The 20,273-nt window shown below is 72.1% G+C and carries 18 protein-coding genes; 8 read left to right on the top strand and 10 right to left on the bottom strand.

Annotated elements, in window-relative coordinates; translation table 11 throughout:
* Nucleotides 1-53: 53 nt before the first annotated feature.
* The gene (locus tag ACFWW9_RS22495) at nucleotides 54-1,043 is read right to left on the bottom strand and encodes an aldo/keto reductase (RefSeq protein WP_390381123.1); all 990 of its coding nucleotides are present in this window, start codon (nucleotides 1,041-1,043) and stop codon (nucleotides 54-56) included.
* A gap of 50 nt (nucleotides 1,044-1,093) precedes the next feature.
* Between ACFWW9_RS22495 and ACFWW9_RS22490 the strand changes: the two genes are divergently transcribed.
* The 4 genes from ACFWW9_RS22490 to ACFWW9_RS22475 all read left to right on the top strand — a co-directional run bounded on the left by ACFWW9_RS22490 (nucleotide 1,094) and on the right by ACFWW9_RS22475 (nucleotide 5,026).
* Nucleotides 1,094-2,482, top strand: a complete 1,389-nt coding sequence (locus ACFWW9_RS22490) for a PLP-dependent aminotransferase family protein (protein ID WP_390381076.1) — start codon at nucleotides 1,094-1,096, stop codon at nucleotides 2,480-2,482.
* A gap of 46 nt (nucleotides 2,483-2,528) precedes the next feature.
* Nucleotides 2,529-3,662, top strand: coding sequence for an NAD(P)/FAD-dependent oxidoreductase (locus ACFWW9_RS22485; RefSeq protein WP_390381073.1), 1,134 nt, complete (start codon nucleotides 2,529-2,531; stop codon nucleotides 3,660-3,662).
* Complete coding sequence (locus tag ACFWW9_RS22480; protein ID WP_390381069.1) at nucleotides 3,659-4,552, top strand: RNA polymerase sigma-70 factor; 894 nt, start codon at nucleotides 3,659-3,661, stop codon at nucleotides 4,550-4,552. Before ACFWW9_RS22485 ends, ACFWW9_RS22480 begins: the two co-directional genes overlap by 4 nt.
* Nucleotides 4,553-4,729: 177 nt before the next feature.
* Nucleotides 4,730-5,026: a hypothetical protein gene (locus tag ACFWW9_RS22475; protein WP_390381066.1), complete on the top strand. Its 297-nt coding sequence runs from the start codon at nucleotides 4,730-4,732 to the stop codon at nucleotides 5,024-5,026.
* 49 nt (nucleotides 5,027-5,075) lie between these two features.
* Here the strand turns inward: ACFWW9_RS22475 and ACFWW9_RS22470 are convergent, their stop codons facing one another.
* The 8 genes from ACFWW9_RS22470 to ACFWW9_RS22435 form a co-directional block, all read right to left on the bottom strand.
* Nucleotides 5,076-6,041, bottom strand: a complete 966-nt coding sequence (locus ACFWW9_RS22470; RefSeq protein ID WP_390381063.1) for a quinone oxidoreductase family protein — start codon at nucleotides 6,039-6,041, stop codon at nucleotides 5,076-5,078.
* Nucleotides 6,038-7,105, bottom strand: a complete 1,068-nt coding sequence (locus ACFWW9_RS22465) for a Gfo/Idh/MocA family protein (RefSeq protein WP_390381061.1) — start codon at nucleotides 7,103-7,105, stop codon at nucleotides 6,038-6,040. Before ACFWW9_RS22465 ends, ACFWW9_RS22470 begins: the two co-directional genes overlap by 4 nt.
* Before the next feature lie 70 nt (nucleotides 7,106-7,175).
* Complete coding sequence (locus tag ACFWW9_RS22460) at nucleotides 7,176-7,757, bottom strand: TetR/AcrR family transcriptional regulator (protein WP_390381058.1); 582 nt, start codon at nucleotides 7,755-7,757, stop codon at nucleotides 7,176-7,178.
* 57 nt (nucleotides 7,758-7,814) lie between these two features.
* Complete coding sequence (locus ACFWW9_RS22455) at nucleotides 7,815-9,515, bottom strand: PstS family phosphate ABC transporter substrate-binding protein (RefSeq protein ID WP_390381055.1); 1,701 nt, start codon at nucleotides 9,513-9,515, stop codon at nucleotides 7,815-7,817.
* A 96-nt stretch (nucleotides 9,516-9,611) separates the two neighbouring features.
* A complete protein-coding gene (cysC, locus tag ACFWW9_RS22450) occupies nucleotides 9,612-10,142 on the bottom strand; it encodes an adenylyl-sulfate kinase (protein ID WP_390381052.1) in 531 nt (176 codons plus the stop codon).
* Between the two features lie 34 nt (nucleotides 10,143-10,176).
* Complete coding sequence (locus ACFWW9_RS22445) at nucleotides 10,177-11,142, bottom strand: hypothetical protein (RefSeq protein ID WP_390381120.1); 966 nt, start codon at nucleotides 11,140-11,142, stop codon at nucleotides 10,177-10,179.
* A 165-nt stretch (nucleotides 11,143-11,307) separates the two neighbouring features.
* Nucleotides 11,308-11,778, bottom strand: a complete 471-nt coding sequence (locus tag ACFWW9_RS22440) for an SRPBCC domain-containing protein (RefSeq protein ID WP_390381117.1) — start codon at nucleotides 11,776-11,778, stop codon at nucleotides 11,308-11,310.
* A 163-nt stretch (nucleotides 11,779-11,941) separates the two neighbouring features.
* On the bottom strand, nucleotides 11,942-13,075 hold the full coding sequence (locus ACFWW9_RS22435; protein ID WP_390381049.1) for a hypothetical protein: 1,134 nt from the start codon (nucleotides 13,073-13,075) through the stop codon (nucleotides 11,942-11,944).
* A gap of 217 nt (nucleotides 13,076-13,292) precedes the next feature.
* Between ACFWW9_RS22435 and ACFWW9_RS22430 the strand changes: the two genes are divergently transcribed.
* Genes ACFWW9_RS22430 through ACFWW9_RS22420 form a run of 3 tightly spaced genes read left to right on the top strand, consistent with a single transcriptional unit; the run spans nucleotide 13,293 to nucleotide 17,286 of the window.
* Complete coding sequence (locus ACFWW9_RS22430) at nucleotides 13,293-14,699, top strand: alpha/beta hydrolase (protein ID WP_390381046.1); 1,407 nt, start codon at nucleotides 13,293-13,295, stop codon at nucleotides 14,697-14,699.
* A gap of 20 nt (nucleotides 14,700-14,719) precedes the next feature.
* Nucleotides 14,720-16,090: an alpha/beta hydrolase gene (locus tag ACFWW9_RS22425; protein WP_390381043.1), complete on the top strand. Its 1,371-nt coding sequence runs from the start codon at nucleotides 14,720-14,722 to the stop codon at nucleotides 16,088-16,090.
* 5 nt (nucleotides 16,091-16,095) lie between these two features.
* The gene (locus ACFWW9_RS22420) at nucleotides 16,096-17,286 is read left to right on the top strand and encodes an FAD-dependent monooxygenase (RefSeq protein ID WP_390381040.1); all 1,191 of its coding nucleotides are present in this window, start codon (nucleotides 16,096-16,098) and stop codon (nucleotides 17,284-17,286) included.
* 21 nt (nucleotides 17,287-17,307) lie between these two features.
* On the opposite strand, the gene ACFWW9_RS22415 is transcribed toward ACFWW9_RS22420, so the two are convergent.
* On the bottom strand, nucleotides 17,308-18,909 hold the full coding sequence (locus tag ACFWW9_RS22415) for an MFS transporter (protein ID WP_390381037.1): 1,602 nt from the start codon (nucleotides 18,907-18,909) through the stop codon (nucleotides 17,308-17,310).
* A gap of 190 nt (nucleotides 18,910-19,099) precedes the next feature.
* On the opposite strand from ACFWW9_RS22415, the gene ACFWW9_RS22410 reads away from it, so the two are divergent.
* Entirely contained in the window at nucleotides 19,100-20,254 is a 1,155-nt protein-coding gene (locus ACFWW9_RS22410; protein ID WP_390381034.1) for a nucleotide disphospho-sugar-binding domain-containing protein, read from the top strand.
* Nucleotides 20,255-20,273: the final 19 nt, after the last annotated feature.

Genomic DNA, 20,273 nt, shown 5'->3' with positions numbered 1-20,273 from the left:
CCTCGACCATCGGAGCGCGGACGCTAACAGGGAGCACCGACAAGAACGGCGGCTCACGTCCCCAGCGCCGCCAGGTGGTCGTCACCCAACTCGACGTCGAGCGCGCCCAGGAACGCCTCGAACTGCTCCCACGTGCGGGTCCCGACGATCGGGACCACCGCCGGGGTCTGCCGCAGCAGCCACGCCAGCGCCACCTGGTTGCCGGTCGCGCCCAGGTCGGCCGCGACCTCGGCGACCACGGCCAGCCGCGCCTCGGAGTCCGGTCCGGCGTAGGTGTCCCACGTCCCGTGCGCGGCTCGGCGGTCCGGGTCGTCGTAGATGCCCTGGAGGATCGGCGAGTACGCCACCAGCGTCAGGTCCTCGTGCGCCGCCAGGTGGTCGAACAGCGCGGGCCCGGCGATGCCCGCCCGGTCGATCCCCGGCCGTGGCCGCAGGTAGGAGTGCTGCTGCTGCACCGCGACCGGGGCCGTCCACCCGTGGCGCTCGGTCAGTTCCCGGATCCGCTCCAACCGCTCCGTGCGCACGTTGCTCCACCCGATGTGCCGGGCCTTGCCCGCCCGGACGACGCCGTCGAGCGCCTCCAGTGTCTCCTCCAACGGGGTCGCCAGGTCGTCGACGTGCACGTAGTAGAGGTCGACGTGGTCCGTGCCGAGCCTGCGCAGGCTCGCGTCGATCCCCCGCCGGACGACGTCGGCACCCGCCCCTTCGAAGTGCCGGGCGGCCACGTCCCAGTCCGCTTTGCCGCTCGCGAGCGCGGCGGGCACGTCGGTCACGATCCCGCCGACCTTCGTGGCCAGGACGACCCGGTCGCGGTCGCCGCGGGCGAGCCAGCGGCCGAGCAGTTCCTCGCTCTCGCCGCCGTCGCTGCCCGCGTGCCACCACGCGTAGCAGTTGGCGCTGTCGAGGAAGTCGCCTCCGACGTCGAGGTACGAGTCGAGCATCCGGTAGGAGGTGGGTTCGTCGGTGTAGGTGCCCATGAGCATGCAGCCGAGCGCGACCTGGCTGACGGTGGTCCCGGTGCGCCCGAGTTCGGTTCGCTTCATCACGAGGACGACCGTAAGCCGCGATCGGTCTGGTGCTACGGTCCGTTTCCATGCCGGAATCGCAGACCAATCTGGGCTGGGACGTGCTGCTCGACCTGTCCGGCCCGGACGGCGGACCACGGCACGAGCGGCTGGCCAGGGCGTTGCGGGCGGCGATCCGCGACGGCGCGTTGCCGCTCGGCACGGCGCTCCCGCCCAGCCGTGCGCTGGCCGCCGACCTGTCCTGTTCGCGCTGGCTGGTGACGCAGGCGTACGCGCAGCTCGTCGCCGAGGGCTACCTGGCGGCGCGGACCGGGGCGGCCACCCGCGTGTCCTGGTCACCGGAGCGCGACGACCGGTCCGCGCCGGCACAGCAGGTCGCCGAGACCCCGCGCTACGACCTCGCGCCCGGACTACCGGACCTGCGGGCGTTCCCGCGCCGCCGGTGGGCCGACGCGCTGCGGGACGTCCTCACGACACTGCCTCACCAGGAGTTCGGCCTCCCTCCCCACGGCGGCCACCCCCGATTGCGCGCGGTGCTGGCCGAGTACCTGCGGCGGTGCCGAGGAGCCACGACCACCCCGAACGACGTGACGATCTGCGCGGGCGTGACGGAGGGCGTCACCCAGGTGTGCCGTGCGCTCGTGGCCGCGGGGATCACGCGGATCGGCGTCGAGGACCCGAGTTGGGGGCGGACCCGGCAGGCCGCGATGGAGGCGGGGATGGACGTGGTGCCCGTGCCGGTCGACGACGACGGGCTGCGGGTCGACCGGTTGCGCGGCCTGCGGGCGGTGATCGTGACGCCCGCCCACCAGTTCCCCACCGGCACGGTGCTCGCCCCCGCGCGGCGATCCGCGCTGGTCGAGTGGGCCCGTGAGGTCGACGGGCTGGTCCTGGAGGACGACTACGACGCCGAGTTCCGCTACGACCGGCGGCCGGTCGGCACGGTCCAGGGCATGGCTCCCGGCCACGTGGCGCTGTTCGGATCGGTGAGCAAGACCCTGAGCCCGGCGCTGGGGATCGGCTGGTACGTCCTCCCGCCCGCGTGGGCGTGCGCGGCCGCCGCGACTCCCCCGGTGGTCGACCAGCTCGCCTTGGCGGCGTTCGTCGAGCGCGGCGGCTACGACCGGCAGCTCCGGGCGGTCCGGCTGCGGTACCGGGCCCGGCGGGACGCGCTGGTGGCCGCGCTCGCCACGCACCTGCCGGACGCCCGGATCACCGGTGTCGCGGCGGGCCTGCACCTGCTGCTGCACCTTCCGGGAACGCCGGACACCGCGTCCCTCGTGCGCCGGGCCGCCGCCGAGGGCCTGCGGCTGGTGGACCTCGACACCTACCGCGGCACGCCGGAACGGGACTCCACCCTCGTGCTGGGCTACGGCAACCTGGCCGACTCCGCGGTCGGCGCGGCCGTCACGCTGCTCGCCGCGCTTTATGACGGCGGTCACCTCGCGTCACGCTGACCACGTCCTCCCTCGTCTGGTGGTCGACGGGAGAAGGGACGGGACGATGACCAGGATCGTGGTTCTCGGAGCGGGGTACGCGGGGACGATGGCGGCGGTGATCCTCGCGGCGCGCGCCAAGCGGCGGGACGACGTGCGGATCACGCTCGTGAACGCGTCGGAGCGGTTCACCGAGCGGTTGCGGCTGCACCAGACCGCGACGGGGCAGGTGACGGCCGACCTGCGGGTGCCGGACCTGCTGGAGGGCACCGGTGTGGAGTTCGTGAGCGGCTGGGTCACCGGGATCGACGCGGACGCGCGCACGGCCCGCCTCGACGACCGGCGGGACCTGCCGTACGACCGGCTCGTCTACGCGTTGGGCGCGGTCGCCGACACGGCCGCCGTCCCCGGCGCGGCAGAGCACGCCCACACGCTGGACAGCGCGCACGACGCCGCACTGCTGGCGGCCCGACTCGGCACGGGCGTGGTCGCGGTGTGCGGCAGCGGGCTGACCGGGGTGGAGGCGGCGGCCGAGATCGCCGAGCGGTACCCGGACCTGGAGGTCGTGCTGCTCGGCGGGCAGGAGCCTGGGGCGTCGCTCGGACCGAAGGCCAAGTCCCACCTGGACGCCGTGCTGGCCCGGCTCGGGGTGCGGGTGCGTGCTGGCGTCGAGGTGGTGAAGGTGCTGCCCGACGCGGTGGAACTCGCCCACGGCGAGAGCGTCCCGGCGACGGTCGTGCTGTGGACCGGCGGGGTCCGGGTGTCACCGCTGGCGGCGGCGTTCGAGGTCGACGAGCGCGGCCGGATCGTGACGGACACGGCGCTGCGGTCGGTGTCGCACCCGGAGGTGTACGCGGTCGGCGACGCGGCGGCGGTCCGACAGTGGCACGGTCTGCTGCACGGGACGTGCCAGAGCGGGATGCCCACCGGCGTGCACGCGGCCGTGTCGCTGCTGCGGGAGCTGGAGGGCAAGCGCCCCAAGGACTTCCGCTTCGGCTACTACCACGCGCCGGTCAGCCTCGGCAGGCACGACGCCGTCGTGCAGTTCACTCGACCCGACGGCGCTCCGAGGCGGTTCGCGCTGACCGGTCGTCCGGCGGTCTGGTACAAGGAGACGGTGAGCGCCGCGCCGTGGCCGACGTACGGTCGGTTGAAGCGGTTCCCGCGCGTGGGCTCGATCTGGCCGCGGGGCGGGCGATGAGCGAGCACGTGTTCGACGAGCACCGGAACCTGTTGTTCTCGGTCGCCTACCGGATCCTCGGCACGGCGGTGGACGCCGAGGACGCGGTGCAGGACGCCTGGCTGAAGTGGTCGGCGGCGGACCGCTCGCGGGTCGCGGACCCGAAGGCGTACCTGGTGCGGATCGTGTCGAACGTGGCCGTGGACCGGCTGCGGGCGGCGCGGGGTCGACGGGAGTCCTACGTCGGGCCGTGGCTGCCCGAACCCATCCTGACCTGCACCGACGAGCCGGACGCCGCGGAGTCGGTGTCCGTGGCGCTGCTGGTGGTGCTGGAGTCGTTGAGCCCGCTGGAACGCGCGGTGTTCGTGCTGAAGGAGGCGTTCGACTTCAGCTACGCCGAGATCGCCGACGCCGTCGCGCGGTCCGAGGACGCGGTGCGCCAAGCCGCTCACCGCGCCCGCGGCCACGTGCGGGCGCGGCGGCCCCGGTTCGCCGCCGACCGCGCCCGGCAGCGGGCGGCCACCGAGCGGTTCGTCGCCGCCGCGACCGGTGGCGACATCAACACCCTCATGGGCGTGCTGGCCCCGGACGTGACGTTGTGGACGGACGGCGGCGGCAAGGTGCGCCAGGCGATGCGGCCCGTCACCGGCGCGGACCGGGTCGCCACCTGGTTCGCGGCCATCGGCACCCGGCCGTACCAGGGCGTCGACCCGGCGGACATGGGCGTGGACCTGATGGAGCTCAACGGGAGCACGGGCGTCGTGTTCACCGGAGCGGGCCGGGTCATCGCCACGCTGACCCTCGACGTCGACGAGCGGGGCCTCGTGACGGCCCTGCACAACGTCGCCAACCCCGACAAGCTCGCCGCGGTGACCGCCGGGACCGTTCACCCCGTGGGAACCCGCCGCTGAGCGCGTGACCGTGGACCACCTGTACAGGTCCGGGAGCACGGAGCCGGTCAGTCGGGCCGCACGGCCGCTGCCGCTCGACGACCCGCCCGCGCCGATCGTCGACCGGAGACTGCCCGGCAGATGGACCGTCGGCGAGTGTTGGCCCACCAACCCAGGCACGCACTCGGAGGAACACCCATGCCCGCGCAAGTCACCGTCGGATCGTTCAGGAAGCACAAGGGGACCAAGGTGGTCGTCCTGGAGGTCGGACTCACCACCGGTGGCGCGAACGCCGTCAGGATCGCCCCGATCAGCACGGCCAAGCCGCGTACCGGCGCGCGTGCGGTCAAGGCGAAGACCTGGGTCGACGACTACTACGTGCTGCTCGACCAGGCGACGGTGGTCGAGGCCGGGGAACTGGCCGACCGCTGGACCGGCCCGTCCGGGTTGAAGCGCGACCAGATGGCCGCGGTCGAACAGGAATGGCGCAGGTAGTGGCCCCGGCCGGTCGCCGCCGCGTTCGACGGTGACCGGCCGAACGGCGTCAGCCCGGCAGCAGGAGCAGCTTCCCGGTGGTGCGCCTCGACTCCAGGTCGGTGTGGGCACGAGCGGCGTCGGCCAACGGGTAACGGCCCCCGATCCGGTGCGCGAGCGTCCCGTCGAGGAGCCAGCCGAACAGGTCCCCGGTGTGGGCCAGCAGGTCCTCGCGGGTGCGGATGTGGTCCTGCACCACGGGATAGGTGACGAGGACGCTGCGCGGCAGGGTGGTCAGGTCCACCGGCGGCTGGGCCGCGATGGTCTGGCCGTAGTACGCCAGCACGCCGTGGTAGCCCAACGACGCCAGGGAGTCGGCGAACGTCGTCGCGCCCGCGCCGTCGTAGGCGACCGCGACCCCCTCGCCGCCGGTGATCTTCCGGACCTCGTCGGCGAACCCTCCCCCGGTCGAGACGACGACGTGGTCGGCGCCGGCCGCGCGGGCGATGTCCGCCTTCTCCTCGGTGGACACCCTGGCGATGACGTGACCGCCGCGCGCCTTCACGATCCGGGTCAGCAGCAGGCCGACGCCTCCCGCGGCCGAGTGCACCAGGGCCGTGTCACCGGGCCGCACCGCGTAGGTGGCGGTGGCGAGGTGGTGCGCGGTGAGGCCCTGCATCATCACCGAAGCGGCCGTCTCGTCGTCGATGCCCGCCGGGATCGGCACGGCGGCGCTCGCCGGGAGCACGATCCGCTCGGCGTAGCTGCCCCAGGCGAAGTACCAGGCCACGCGGTCGCCCACGGCGAAGTCGGTGACGGCAGAGCCGATCGCGGTGACCGTTCCCGCGCCCTCGACGCCGGGAACGTGCGGCAGTGGTGGCCCGTACTGGCCGGTGCGCGTGCCGACGTCCATGTAGTTCACGCCCGCGGCGGTGATCGCCACGGCCAGGTCGTGCGGCCCCGGCTCGGTCGGTTCCACGTCCCGCAGGCGCAGGACTTCGGGACCGCCGGGGTGGTCGACGACGATCGCCTTCACACCCGTGCCCCCGTCTGCGAGGAGCGCACGACGTCGGCGACCAGGCGGTGCCTGCTCAGCGCGTAGTCGAAGTCGGGGACGGTGTGCGTGCCGTCGCGGAGGTCGGCGGCGAGGTGCGCGTGGAGCGCGGCGACGTTGCGGGCCGGGCCGGTGAGACCGGTGGGTGGGAGGTCGACCGGGGTGACGGCGGTGTCGCCGCCGCGGCCGATCGCGAGGGAGAGGTCGGCGACCTGGACGTTGCCCCAGCCCGCCGTCAGGACGAGGTCGCCGTCGGTGCCGTTGATCTCCCAGCGGAAGTTGTCGCCGCGCGAGGTCCCGCCGCGGTAGGTGACCGAGGCGGCGGCCCCGGAGTCGAGCGTGCCGATGAGGGACACCTGGTCCGGCGCGGTGACCGGGACGACGACACCCTCGTCCGCGATGGACACCACGTCCCGGCCGACGACGAGGTTGGCCGAGAACTGCGCGAACTCGCCCAGGGTGGTGGTCAGGGCGTCCACGGCGTGCACGACCGCGCCTTCGAGCAGGGTGGAACCGCTGGCGCGGTCGTACCAGTACGCCTTGGAGCGCACCGTTTCCGGGCCCCACACCATGCCGGACCCCACCAGCACGGTTCCGAGCACCTTGCCGATGTGCCCGTCCCGCACGAGTTCGCGGGCACGGACGATCTCGGGCGCGTAGCGGCCCTGCAACCCGACCGCGGTCCGCACGCCTGCCGCCCGCGCCCGTTCGGCGAGGTCCTCGGCTTCCGCCAGGTCGACGGCGAGGGGCCACTCGCTGTAGACGGTCTTGCCCGCGGCGATCGCGTCGGACACGAGTTCGTGGTGGTGGGCGACCTTGACCGCCACCACCACGACATCCACGCCGGGGTGCGCGAGCAGGGCGCGGTGGTCGTCGAACGCCGCCTCCACCCCGAACTCCCGCGCCGCCGCGTCGGCCGACTCGCGCCGCGAGGTGCTGATCGCCCGCAGCTCGAAGTCCGGTGACGCTCGCAGCGCCGGGACGTGGCTCAGCGAGGCCCAACCCCCGATGCTCGCCCCGATGACGCCGACACCGATCTTGCCCATCAGCTCTCCTTAGTGGAACGTTCGTTACAGTATGCGCGCAAGGCAAAAATCTCCCGACGAGGGAGGTGATTCAGCGCAGGCAGTCCAATGTGACGTCGACGGTGCGCAGCAGCGCGTCCCGATCGGGGTCGATGGCCCCCATGACCCGCAGCCCTTGCATCGCCGTGACGAGGAACCGGGCGATCCCGGAGGCGTCGCCGCGGTCCGGCAGTCGTCCGGCGGTCCGCGCCCGCACGACCACGTCGAACAGCGCGTCCTCGATCGCCGCCGTGGTCGCCTTCAGCCGCGCGGCCACGGCCGGGTCCTGGTGCGCGCGTTCCATCGCGGCTCCCGCGACCAGGCACGCCCGTTCACGGGCGTCGCGCACGATCTCGTCCACCAGCCCGACGAACACCTCGCGAATCAGCTCCGGGCCGGGTTCACCCGCCCGCAGCGCCTCCGCCAGCGGAACGGCGAACCGCTCCCGGTAGCGGTCGACCGCGGCCAGGTACAGCTCCTCCTTGCTGCCGAACGCCAGGTAGAGCGATCCCCTGCCGATCCCGGTCGCGTCGACCAGGTCCTGCACGGACGTCCCCTCGAACCCCTTGCGGCGGAACGCGGACATCGCCGCGTCGACCGCCGCCCCGGTGTCGAACTCCCTGGTGCGCGCCACAAGCGGAACAGTAGCCATTACTGGAACGCTCAGTCAAGTTTGCCAAGCGGGCAGCTTCTACCGGTGGTTGCACAGCTCCAGCGGCGCGCCCTCGGACGTGGTGCACGGCAGGTAGCCCGCGTCGGTGAGCCGCGCCCTGGCGCTGTCGTGCCGGAGCACGTAGTCGACGAAGCTCGCGGCCACCGTCCCCGGCTCGGGCTCCTTCCTGGCGTACAGGTACTCCACCGTCCAGAACGCGTAGCCCGACTCCGCCCCGACCGCCGGGTCGAACGCCTTGCCGTCGACAGTGAGCGCGGTCAACGGCCCGTCTTTGCGGGCCTGGGCGACCGACTGGGCGTCCGCGTAGCCGATCGCGCCCTCGGTGCGGCCGACCTCCGCCGCCACCTCGGGGTTGGAGCCGCGCTCGCAGCGGATCGTGGCGGCGCTCGGCACGCGGTCCTTGGTCCGGCAGCCGTTGGAGGACAGCTGCCCCTCCCCCGTGCCGAGCACCTTCTGCTCGAACAGCTCCCTGGTGCCCGACTCGCCGCCGCGGCCGACGATCCGGATGGGCAGCGACTCCCCGCCGCGCACCTGGTTCCAGTCGGTGACCGAGCCGTCGTAGATCGCCCGCAACTGGGTGCTGGACACGGTGTCCAGGCCGACCGAGGCGTTCACGATCACGTGGAAGACGACGATGCCGACCTGCTCGGTGTGCGGCGCGGAGCCGTCGACGTCCTGCTTGCCGTCGGCGAGCGCGAGCAGCCCGAGGTCGTCGGGGCCGAGGGCGGTCACCGCGCGCACGCCCTCGACGCTGCCGGTGGCGGTGGCCGTGACGTGGGTGCCCTTGTCCGCGCAGGCCCGCTGGTAGTCGTCGGCGATGGCCTTCATCGTCGGCATCACCACGCTGGACCCCTCGACGCGCAGCGCGCCGGGGACGCACACCACGCCCGAGTCGGCGGCCTGCGGCACGAACACCAGGCTGAGCACGAGGAACACCGTCAGCAGCACGGCGAGTCCACCGGTCAGCCTGGGCAGCGTGATCAGCCGTTCGCGCTTCTCATCCTTGAGCAGCCCGTTGTCCTTGAGCTTGCCGGTGAACTCGATGTCCTTGCTCACGCCGCTGTCGTCGGGTTCGCGCAGGATGACGACGAGCTTGAACTTCTGCTTGCGCCGCAACGACAACTGCTCGACGCGGACGCCGTGCCACTGGGACTCGACCTCCACCTTCGGCCCGCTGGTCGCCCCGACCCACCGCGACATCCACAAGGGGAGCCGTTCGCGGACGGTCCGAAGGCTGTCGCGGTCGACCGGCTCGGGAACCGTGCCGCCATCCGCGCCGAAGAACCTCAACCCCGCGCGGACCTGCTCGCGGATCGCGTCCGTGCTGGCCTCGGACACGCGGGCGTTCCACACGACCCGGCGGCCGAACGTGAACGACAGCGGGCGCTCGAAGTCGTCGGAGTCGATGTCGTAGCCGCCGGTGTTGCGGATGCGGATCACCACGATGCTCATCCGGTCCAACAGCTCCGCGACCTGGTAGAGCTGCCGCTGACTGGCCTTGGCAGGCTCGGTCCCGTCGTGCAGCTTCTCCAGGCCGAGGCCGATCTTGGAGTTGTACAGCACCCGGTAGGTGATCCGCTTGCGCCGGATCAGGAAGCGGTCGACGAACGGCGTGGCGATCAGCAGCGCGATCCCGAGCACGACGTTGCCGGGCCCGAGGAAGTCCAGCACCGACCGCAACGCCGTCAGCACGACCACGGACACCCCTCTCACGAGCACTCGGACCGATTCTCGGCAGCCGACACCCCGGTGGACCGGGCTTCGACGATCCGTTCACCCGGAGTTCGACTCCCGGCCACCCACCGACTCGCCTCGTCAGGATCGGAGCCCGATCGAGTCGACGACGAACCTCGTCAGGGTCGCCGCCGACCGCTCCACCGGCTCGTCCGACGTGTCGATCCTCAGGTCCGGAGCGGTGGGCGCCTCGTACACCGCGTCGACACCGGTCAGCCCGGTGATCTCGCCACGCAGGTGACGCGCGTACAGCCCCTTCACGTCCCGCCCGCGGCACACCCGCAACGGCGTGGCGACGTGCACCTCGGCGAAGCCGATGCCCTCGGCGGTGTGCGCCTCGCGCAGTGCCCTCCTGGTGTGCGCGTACGGGGCGATGGCGGCCATGAGCACGACGACTCCGTTGCCCGCCAGGAGCTTCGCGACGAAGCCCATGCGCGCCAGGTTCCGCTCGCGGTCCGTCCTGGACAGGCCCAGTTCCGGCCAGAGTTCGCGGCGGACCACGTCCCCGTCCAGCACTTCGCACCGGTACCCGACCGACCGCACGGCTGTCAGCGCGGCGGTGGCCAGGGTGGTCTTGCCCGCGCTGGGCAAACCCGTCAACAGCAAGGTCAACCCCTGATCGGGTCCCGCGGGCATCTCGCGCCGCTCAGGCCCACGGCGCGGTCGGGTACCAGGGGATCAGGTCACGGCGGGCGAGCAGCCGCACATCCCAGTACAGGAACGTGAAGACGCCCATGGTGATCAGCGCGACGCCGGTGATCACCGCCAGCCTCGCGGGCTTCGCGGCCAGCCAGCGGCGCAGCCCGCCGCCGAACAACGCCGCCGTCACCACGAAGACCAGCGCGAGCACGACGATGTTGCCCAACGACTGGAGGCAGAACGCCGCCGCGCCGTAGAGCGGGTTGCCGCTCTCCGCCGCGTCCCTGAACAACTGGCGGAACAGGCCGAAGGGCCTGCCGATGAGGAACCCGCCGATCAGGACACCCATGAACACCAGGGGAACCTGCGGGTGCCGCCGCGCGACACGGGCGAACGGGTCGCGGACGACACCCAGTGCGGCGAGGCCGAGGTAGGTCATGGTCAGCCCGATCACCCCGAACACGACCATCGACTGCACGCTGCGCCCCGACAGGCCCGCGGCGTTCTGCGCCGTGGAGAACTGGGGCATGGAGGCGCCGACCAGCCCGACGACCGCCCCGTACACGGCCGACACCGCGAGCATGCCCACCGAGAGCCAGACCAGCGGTTTCAGGGAGCCGCGGATCCGTTCGGCGCGGCTGCCGGAGTCGCCCAGCATCGGTGCGACGGCACCGAACGCGGCGATGTTGCACGCGGTGAACGTGCCCGCCAACCCGGTGACGAACGCGAACACGACACCCCCGACCGCACCCGTGATCGGCTCGGCCTTCGCGTCGTGGCCCAGCAAAGTGTTGGCGACGGTGTCGCCGATCGTCGAGTCCACGAACTCGGCCGACCACACCACGGTCAGCAGGAAGCCCGCCAGCACGCTGAGCAGGATGACCAGACCGCGGCGTCGGGGGAAGTGCCCGGTGACGAACGCGGACGTGGCGACCGGTCGCACCGGCGTGAGCTCGGGATCGTCCCTCAGCATGGTGGTCTCCTCCAGGGAACGGGTGCGGACGCCGGTGACCCCGTCGTGGACGTGGTCGGTCGGCCGCACGGTGTGGTGGCAGGCGTTTCCCATCGATCGAGTCGTCTTCGTCTTTCGGCCGGACCGGGTGTCCTCGGCGTGGTCGCACGCCGAGGACACCGGCGATCAGGAGACCTTCACGGTGCGCTCGTACTCGTCGTGCACGGCTGCTTCGAGTTCCCAGACGGTGCCGACGTCTCGGCCGTCGAGGTGGGCCTCCAGCAGGTCGAGCACCGCGTGCCAGCTGGACCCGGTCTGCGCGGCCAGTTCACGGTCGTCGAACACGTCCGTGTACACGAGCGCGGTGTCGTCACCGTCCGCTGTGAGCTCCCAGCGCAGGATCTCGTCGCCCCACGTGTACTCGAGCACGCGCGGTGCGTCGTGGACGACCACCTCGCCCTCGGAACTCATGTCCTCGTCGTCCGGGATGCCCATGTGCTCGCGCTGGTCCGACGTCATGTCGAAGCGCAGCTTGGCGCCCTCGGTGAGGTCCTGGTTCACCACTCCGGGGAACCAGGCCGGGAATTCACTCACCTTTGTGATAGCGGACCACACCCGTTCGGGTGAGTGCGACAGGCGTCGCTCAAGGCGGAGCACCAGCCGTCCGTCGTCGGTGTTCTGCACAGTTCCCAGCAAATCCACGACTCCTCTCAGGTTCGCGCCCTGGCCGGGACCGGTGGCGGTCGCGGCCCACCCCTGCGGACGCCGCGCAGCACGCTATCGAAGCCTCAACTCGACCGGTCGGGCAGGTGCGGTGTGATCACCCGGTCTCGAACATGCCGGAGCGCAGCGCGTCGGCCACGGGACTGCCGTCGGCGTTCGTCCCCTTCTCGACCACCGCGAGGTTGTGGAAGAGGTGCACGGCGGCCACCGTGCGGTCGGTCGGCGAGGGTGGTCGGGCACCTGTCAGGAACTCCTCGTGGTGCAGGCCGTCGACCAGTCGCTTGAGGAAGCCGAACGTGTGGTCGGGCCTGGTCAGGTCGTCCTCGGAGCCGTTGAACATGAAGGGCCACAGTGAGGTTTGCAGGTCCTCCACGAAGTACAGGCCACCGTGCCGCAGCAACGGGAACAGGATGTCGAACGACGCGATCACGTCGGTGCTCACGTGGCTGCCGTCGTCGACGACGACGTCCGGCGGCCCGATCCGCTCGACCACGGCTTCCAAGGCCCGCCGGTCCGACTGGTCCGCTTGGACGGTCAGCACCCGCGGTTCCTCCACGGCGCGCTTGTCCACCACGTCGACGCCGCAGACGAGCGCGCGGGGGAAGTAGTGCTTCCACATGCGCAACGACTCGCCGCCCGCCTTGGGGTCGTCGTAGCCGCCGACGCCGATCTCCAGGATCGTCAGCCGCTGGTCGCGCAGCCGGTGCAGGTACTGCTCGTACCGGACCGCGTACTGGTGCAGCGGCCCCCACTTGTCGGTGCCGCAATAGGCGGCCAACCGGTCCAGGCCGGGCCGGTCGCGGCGGTCCAGGACGTCGAGCACGCGCTGGGGCGGCGCGGCCCAGCGGTCGGGCAACGGTGTCCCCTCCCACTCCCGGCGCACCACCTGCGATCCGGGCCACGACACCGTGCGCGTGCTGGACGAGACGAGTTCACGCGGACCGTAGAGCGCGCGCACCGTCTCGCCCGCGTCCTGGGTGATGACCACCGGAGGCACGTCCGACGCCGTCTCTCCTGCCGGAATGGTGAGTTCCGCCGTGCGGCCCCGGTGTTCGAGGACGAGGACCGTGACGGCGAGCCCGCGGCAGGCGACCTCGTCGAGCCGGGCCCGGAAGAGGACTTCCTGGAACAGCACGTCCGCGACGGCGTCGAACCCGATGTCGGCGATCGTCGAGGAGACGTCGACCGACCGTGCTTCGGCGGCGTCCAGCAGATGCGTGATCAGGTCCATCCGCGCCCTCCCCGGCCAGGTACCGACCTCCTCACCTTAAGTACTTCTTCTGTTACCAACAAGTGCCAACTGCGATCGCCGACGCTGCCCTTCAGGAGGCTTTCTTTCCTGACAGGGAGCCAGTCACGCGGTTGACGCACCCAGGAGCGGTCTGCAATCGTTGCTTTTACTTCATGTATCGAATTCACCCGTGGTCGGCACCCGATCGGAGTACCCGATGCGTTTGCGCGCCATCCTCGCCGCCCTGTCGGCCGGAGCCCTCTGCGTCGCGGGTGTCGTCCCCGCGACGGCGGCGCCCCCGCTCGACTGGCGACCCTGTGCGCAGGACTCCTCGGTCGACTGCGCCGAGCTCACCGTCCGGATCGACCCGGCGTCGGCGTCGGACGGCACCACCACCCTGCGGCTCACCCGCACCAAGGCCGACCCGGCCCAGCGCGTCGGTGTGCTGGTCGTACCGCCGTCCACGAGCGCCTCGGCGCTGTCCGCCAGGCTCAGGACGGCCTTCGACGTGGTCACCTACTCGGAGCGGGTGCTGACCCCGGTCGACACCAGCGCGAGCTGCAAGACGCCGACCACCGTCGCGGCCTCCCCTCGCAACGCCCAGGAGTTCACCCACCTGCGAGCCGCGAACCTGACCGCCTTCACCGGGTGCGCCCGCCGGTACGGGGTCGCCTGGCAGCACCTCGACAGCGCCACCGAGGCCCACGACGTGGACGCCGTGCGGACCGCGCTCGGCGAGGACCGGATCAGCTTCCTGAGCACCGCGACCGGCGAGATCGTCGGGCAGGAGTACCTGCGGCTGTTCGGCCAGCGCCTCCGCGCGCTCGTGCTGGACGGCCCGACCCGGCGCGACCTCGCGACCGCGGCGGAGTACTCGGCCGCGCACGCCCGTGCCGCGGAAAAGGCGTTCGGCGCGTTCGCGGACTGGTGCGCGACGGCGTCGACGTGCGCGGCTCGCACGTTCGACCTGCGGTCGTTCTACGCCGAGACGATCGGCAAGATCGAGCGGGGCGAGTTCCGCGACCTGCGCGGCAACCCACTGGAGCTGACCGACTGGGCCTCCGTGGTCGAGATGAGCCTCGCGACGCCGAGGTTCGGCTGGCTGGACCTGGCCCAGCACCTGCGGGAGATGCACGACAGGTCGCTGCCGGTCGACACCAGGGCGGAGGCGGTCGCGCGGGAGGCGTCACCGGACTTCACCGCCCAGGCCGTCGAACCTGCACCGGGCCTCTGCCAGGACTGGAACCTGCCGATCACCACGTACGCGCAGGTGGGCGAGATCCGCTCGGCGATGGTGGCGGCGGCTCCGCTCACCCACGTCAACGGGCAGCGGTGGAGCGCCGTGCTGCGGTGCGTCGGCTGGCCCTTCCCGGCCGCGAACCCGCCGACCCCGACGCGCGGCACCGCTCCGGTGCTCGTCGCGTCCACCGCGTTCAACCCGGCGGCGCCGCCCGGCTCGGCCGAGGTCGTCGCGGCCGGGATCCCCGGCGCGACCACGGTGTCCTACCACGGGCCGGGCACCAGCGCCTACCAGTTCAGCTCCTGCGCCCGCACCGCGATCGACGACTTCCTCATCACCGGCAGGGCTGCGGCCGACGCAGGCTGCCCGGCCGTCTGGCCGTGACCCGCACCGGAGGGAACCCCATGCGTTCGCGCGCCTTCGTCGCCGCACTCACCACCGCCGTCCTCTGCGCCGCGGGACTCGCGCCCGCCGAGGCCGCACCGAGTCCCGGACTGTCCTGGCGTCCGTGCGCCCAGGACTCGTCACTCGACTGCGCGCGGCTGAGGGTGCCCGTCGACTGGGCGAACCCGCGCACCGGGACGATCACCCTCGACGTCAGCAGGCAGAAGGCCGCCAAGCCCGCGCAGCGCGTCGGGGTGCTGGTCCTGATCGGATCGCAGCCGCTCGCCAACCCGTCGCAGGCCCTGAAGGACCGGTTCGACCTCGTCACCTACTCCGCACGGCAGGAGGAGACCTGCACGATCGCCTTGCCGGGCGTGCCGTTCATCCCCACCGACGACGCCGAGCTGGAGGAGGTGCGCAGCGGTATGCGGGACTGGTACCTCGCGTGCGCCGAACAGGTCGGACCGGTGTTCCAGCACGACAACAGCGCGATCGTCGCCCGTGACGTGGACGCGGTGCGGGCCGCGCTGGGCGAGCGGCGGATCAGCCTGATGCACACGTGGGAGAACGAGATCGTCGGCCAGATGTACGCCGAGCTGTTCCCGCGGCGGATCCGGGCGATGGTGTTGGACGGCAACCTCGACCACAGCGCGCGCTCGGCGGTCGAGTACCTGGGGCCCAAGGCGGCCGGGGTGCAGGCGACGTTCGACGGGTTCGCCGACTGGTGCGACCGGACCCCCTCCTGCGTGCTGCACGGAATGGACACCCGCAAGGTCTACGACGAGCTGCGGGACCGGGCGGACCGGGGCGAACTGGGGCCGATCACGGCCGCGGACCTGTCCGGGCACGTGGGTTTCGCGGGCGACTACCCGCACCGGTACTTCGGTCCCCTCGCCGAGCACTACCTGTCGCTGTACCGGGGCAGCGGTCCCGACCCCGTGACGACCACGGGTTTCCGGCGCGGCCTGTCGGCGGGCAGCTTCTGCCAGGACTGGAACCTGCCGATCACCTCCTACTCCCAGCTCACCGAGATCCTCCGGGCACAGGACGCGGCCGCGCCCAACACCCGCATCAACCTCAACCAGTGGCTGAACGTGCTGGGCTGCGTCGGGTGGCCGTTCGAGGTCGGCAACCCCACGCACGAGTTGCGGATCTCGGCCAAGTCGCTGCCGGTGCTGGTGGTGAACGCCTACCAGGCGCCCGGACAGCCCGCCGCGTGGGCCGACTCGGTGGCGAGGCAGATCCCCGGCGCGGCGCACCTGGTGTATGAGGGCCCCGGCACGCTCGCCTACCAGGAGAGCCCGTGCGTGCGTGCGCACGTCGACGCGTTCCTGATCACGCTCGCGAAACCCCGTGTGCGCACGTGCGCGGGCCTCTGGCCGTCCCGGTGAACCCGATGGCGAACGAGCGGGGCGGCCGCGCGCTGGTCGTCGGAGCGGGCATCGGAGGCCTCGCGACGGCGCTGCGGCTGCGGCGCGGCGGATGGCACGTGCTGGTCGTCGAGAAGGCGCCGGAACTCCGGTGCGGCGGGTACGTCACGAACTTCTCGGGGGTCGGCTACGACGCGGCGGAGCACCTGGGGCTGCTGCCCGCGCTGGTCGGGGTGCGGCAGCCGATGACGGACCTGGTCTACGTCGACGAGTCCGGCGCCAGGCTGGCCGTGCTGCCCGCCGCGGCGAACGAGGCGATGATCGGGCCCCGCTCGCTGACCCTGCTGCGCGGCGATCTGGAAACGGTGCTGCACCAGGCGCTCGACGAGCAGGTCGACCTGCGGTTCGGCCGCACGGTGACCGAGGTGGAGCAGGACGGCGAGGGTGTCTCGGTGGTGCTCGACGACGGGACCCGGCACCGCGTCGACCTGCTCGTCGGCGCGGACGGCGTCCACTCCCCGCTCAGAGCGCGCGTGTTCGGCCCCGAGGAGCGGTACCGCGACGACCTCGGGCACGCCGTGGCGAGCATCGAGGTCGACCGGACCCCGGTCGAGGTGCCGCCGGTGACCACCATGGGCATCGGTCTGGTGGGCCGGGGACTCGGTGTGACGAGTCTGCCGGACGGTCGTTGCGCGGTGCTGTTCGCGTTCCGCAGCGACAGCGTCGACGCCGACCTCGCGGCGGGCGCGGCCACCACGTTGCGGCGGGTGTTCGGCGATCTCGGCTGGCTGGCGCCCGACCTGCTGTCACGGGTGGACCGGGACGAGTCCGTCTACTTCGACCGGATCTGCCAGATCAGGATGCCGCGCTGGCACGACGGCCGGATCGTGCTGCTGGGCGACTCCGCCTGGTGCGTGAGCCTGTTCGCGGCCAGCGGCGCGTCCTTGGCGCTCGGTGGCGCGAAGCTGCTCGGGGACCTCCTCGACGAGCACCCCGGCGACGTGCCCGCCGCGCTGGCGGCGTGGGAGGAGCGGTTCCGGCCGGTCGTCACGGCGAAGCAGAAGGAAGCCCTCCGGGCCACGGCCATGTTCGTCGCCCCCAGCGCCTTCGCGGTGAAGGTGCGCGCCGCGGCGTTCCGGCTGTCCGGGACCCGGCCGGTCGTCTGGCTGGCGCGGCGCTTCTTCGGACACAGGGAGACCGCCGCCGAGCGGACCTGACGCTCGGCGGTCTCCCCGCGCTCAGACGGTGGTCTCGACGCGCTGTTCCGGCTTCACCAGCCACCACACGAGTCCGACGATCGACAGCACCAGCACACCGGCGACGGTGAGCGAGGCCTGGAGACCACCGAGGAAGGCCTCCCTGGTCTGCTCGGTGATCACCGGGACCAACGACTCGGGTGTGCCTTCGGGGATGACGGTCACCCCCTGCCCGACGGCGTCGCCGGACTCGGCGACCCGGACCGCCACGTCCCGCGGCACACCGGCGGCCGCGAGGCCGTCGCCGAGGTCGGCGACGACGCCGAACTGGAGGATCGATCCCAGCACGGCGATACCGGGCACCGGCCCGACCGTCGCGGCCGTCTCGCTCACCCCGGCGGACACCCCGGCGAGTTCCTCCGGCACGCTCGCGAGCACCACTTCGGTCGCGACCGGGTAGATCAGGCTGATGCCGCCGCCGATCAGCACGAGGAACGGCCAGATCGAGTGGTACGACGAGGTCTCGTGCGCCGACGGCGCGATGGCGACCTGTGCCAGCCCGATCAACCCGGCCGCCATGGCCAGCGGGCCGATCGTCAGCGGGACCCTGCGGCCGTAGCGCTGGTTCAGCTTGCCCGCGAGCGGCCCGCACACGATGGACATCGCGGCCAGCGGCAGCAGCCCGAGACCGGCCTGCACCGGGGTCATCCCCCGCACGTGCTGGAAGTACAGGGCGAGGAAGAACCAGCTGCCGAACATGAGGCCGCCGCCGAGGAACATCGCCAGCACGCCCGCCACCACCGGCCCGGAGCGGAAGAGGCTCAACGGCACCAGCGGGCTGTCCGTGCCGCGTTCCCGGAACACGAACAGCGTGCCCGCGACGACCGCGACCGCCACCGCGCCGATCGCGCGGACATCGGTCCAGCCCACCACCGGCACCTGGGTGATGCCCCAGACGAGCGCGACGAGCGCGACGGTCATGAGCGCCACGCCGGGGAAGTCGAAGCGCTCCGAGGTCGAGGTCGGTTCGGAGCGGCGGACGGCCAGCAGCACGACGACGAACGCGATGGCGCCGGTGAAGACGTTGATGTAGAACGCCCAGCGCCAGCTCGCGAACTCCACCATGAGCCCGCCGAACAGCGGCCCGGCGAGACCGGCGACCGAGAAGATGCCCATGAACACGCCGATGGCGACCTTCAGCTTGTCCGGCGGGAAGGTCAGCCGCAGGATCGCGAGCGCGCTCGGCATCAGCATCGCGCCGCACACGCCCTGGAGCACGCGCCACCCGACGAGCGGGACGAGCCCGGTCGACAGGCCCACCAGCGCCGAGCTCAGGGCGAAACCGGCGATGCCCACGAGGAAGACCTGCTTGTGGCCGAACCGGTCGCCCAGCTTGCCCGCCGGGACGAGGAACGCGGCGAAGGCGAGGATGTACGCCGTCGTCACCCACTCCAGCTCGGACAGGCCGGTGCCGAGGTCGGCGCTGATCGCCGGGTTCGCGACGGTGACCACCGACATGTCGAGGCTGTTCATGGCGACCGCGAGCGCGAGCGCGATCAGCCCGAACCAGGCGCGGAGCCGTGGCGGTGGCTCGACGTCGGTGTCCCCCGTGGCCGCCTGTGCCTCCGCCGAGTCGTGATCCATCCGTCGTCTCTCCTCAGGTGCGGTGGGCGGGCGGGCCGCGGTCGACCTCTCGAACGCTACCGAAGATAGTACCAACGGTAGCGATATCGCTACCGTGCGCGAGCGGCTGATTCGGTCGCCGAGGTCGACACCACCCGTAAAGGACTATATGATTAGTTAGTAAAATGGTCGAGGGAGAGGGGTCCGTGCGGTGCGCGTCCTGGTCGTCTCCATCCCCGCCATCGGCCACCTCTACCCGCTCGTCCCCCTCGCCTGGGCGTTCCGCGCCGCTGGGCACGACGTCCTGCTCGCGACCGCGGAGCACGTCGAGCACGCGGAGCGCACAGGCCTGCGGGTCGCCGACATCGCCCCCGGCTACGACACGCCGACCGTGATGGGCCGAGCGCTCGCGGAGAACCCGGACCTCGCCCGGATGTTCCGGTCGGGACCGATGCGGGCCGAGTTGACCGACTGGGCGCCGCAGTTCGCGGCGGTCAACCGCCCCCTGCTGCCCGGCGTGCTGGAGCTGGCCGACTCGTGGCGACCCGACCTGGTGGTCTACGACCACGCCGCGACGTGCGGCCTGATCGCCGCCGACCGGCTCGGCGTGCCCGCGGTGCAGCAGGTCCTCGGCGTGTTCAGCACCGGCTCGCTGCACGTCGCCACCACCGAACTCCTCGCCCGCACGTGCCCGGAACTCGGGCTGAGAACGCCCGCCGACCCCGCGGTGGTCCTGGAGTACATGCCGCCGAGCATGCTCACCAGGGCACCGGAGGGCTGGTTCTCCCGGTTCGTCCCGTACACCGGCGGCGGCCGGTCCGCACCCGTGCCCGCCCACCACGAAGGGCGCCCGCGCATCGCGGTCACCCTCGGCACCATCGCCCCGCAGCGCCAGGGACTCGGCCAGCTCGAACCGCTGATCGCCGCGGCGGCCGAGATCGACGTCGAGCTGGTGCTGGCGCTCGGCGACGTCGATCCCGGACCGCTCGGCGTCCTGCCGCCGAACGTGCGCTCCGTCGGCTGGGAACCGCTGGACGCCCTGCTCGACACCTGCGCAGCCGTCGTCCACCACGGCGGCGCGAGCACGATGATGACCGCGATCAGCCACGGCCTCCCCCAGTTGGTGGTCCTCAGCCCGCACGACCCGATCAGACCGCTGATGGGCGAAGCCGTCAGCAGCCGCGGCGTCGGCGTCGTCGCCTCCCCCGACGAGGTGACCGCGAAGACGATCCACCGGTTGTTGACCGACGAGGCGCTGCACGAGGCCACCGCCGAGGTCGACGCCGAGAACCGAGCACTCCCCTCCCCCGCCGCCACCGCCGCGCGCATCCGCGACACGATCGGTCACCTCACCCCCGCACGTTGACCACGGTTCCACTCCGCGA

The sequence above is a fragment of the Umezawaea sp. NPDC059074 genome (genome assembly GCF_042738955.1).
Classification (GTDB): Bacteria; Actinomycetota; Actinomycetes; order Mycobacteriales; family Pseudonocardiaceae; genus Umezawaea.
Note: the sequence above shows the minus strand (reverse complement) of the source record. Positions and strands in the feature narration are given on the sequence as shown.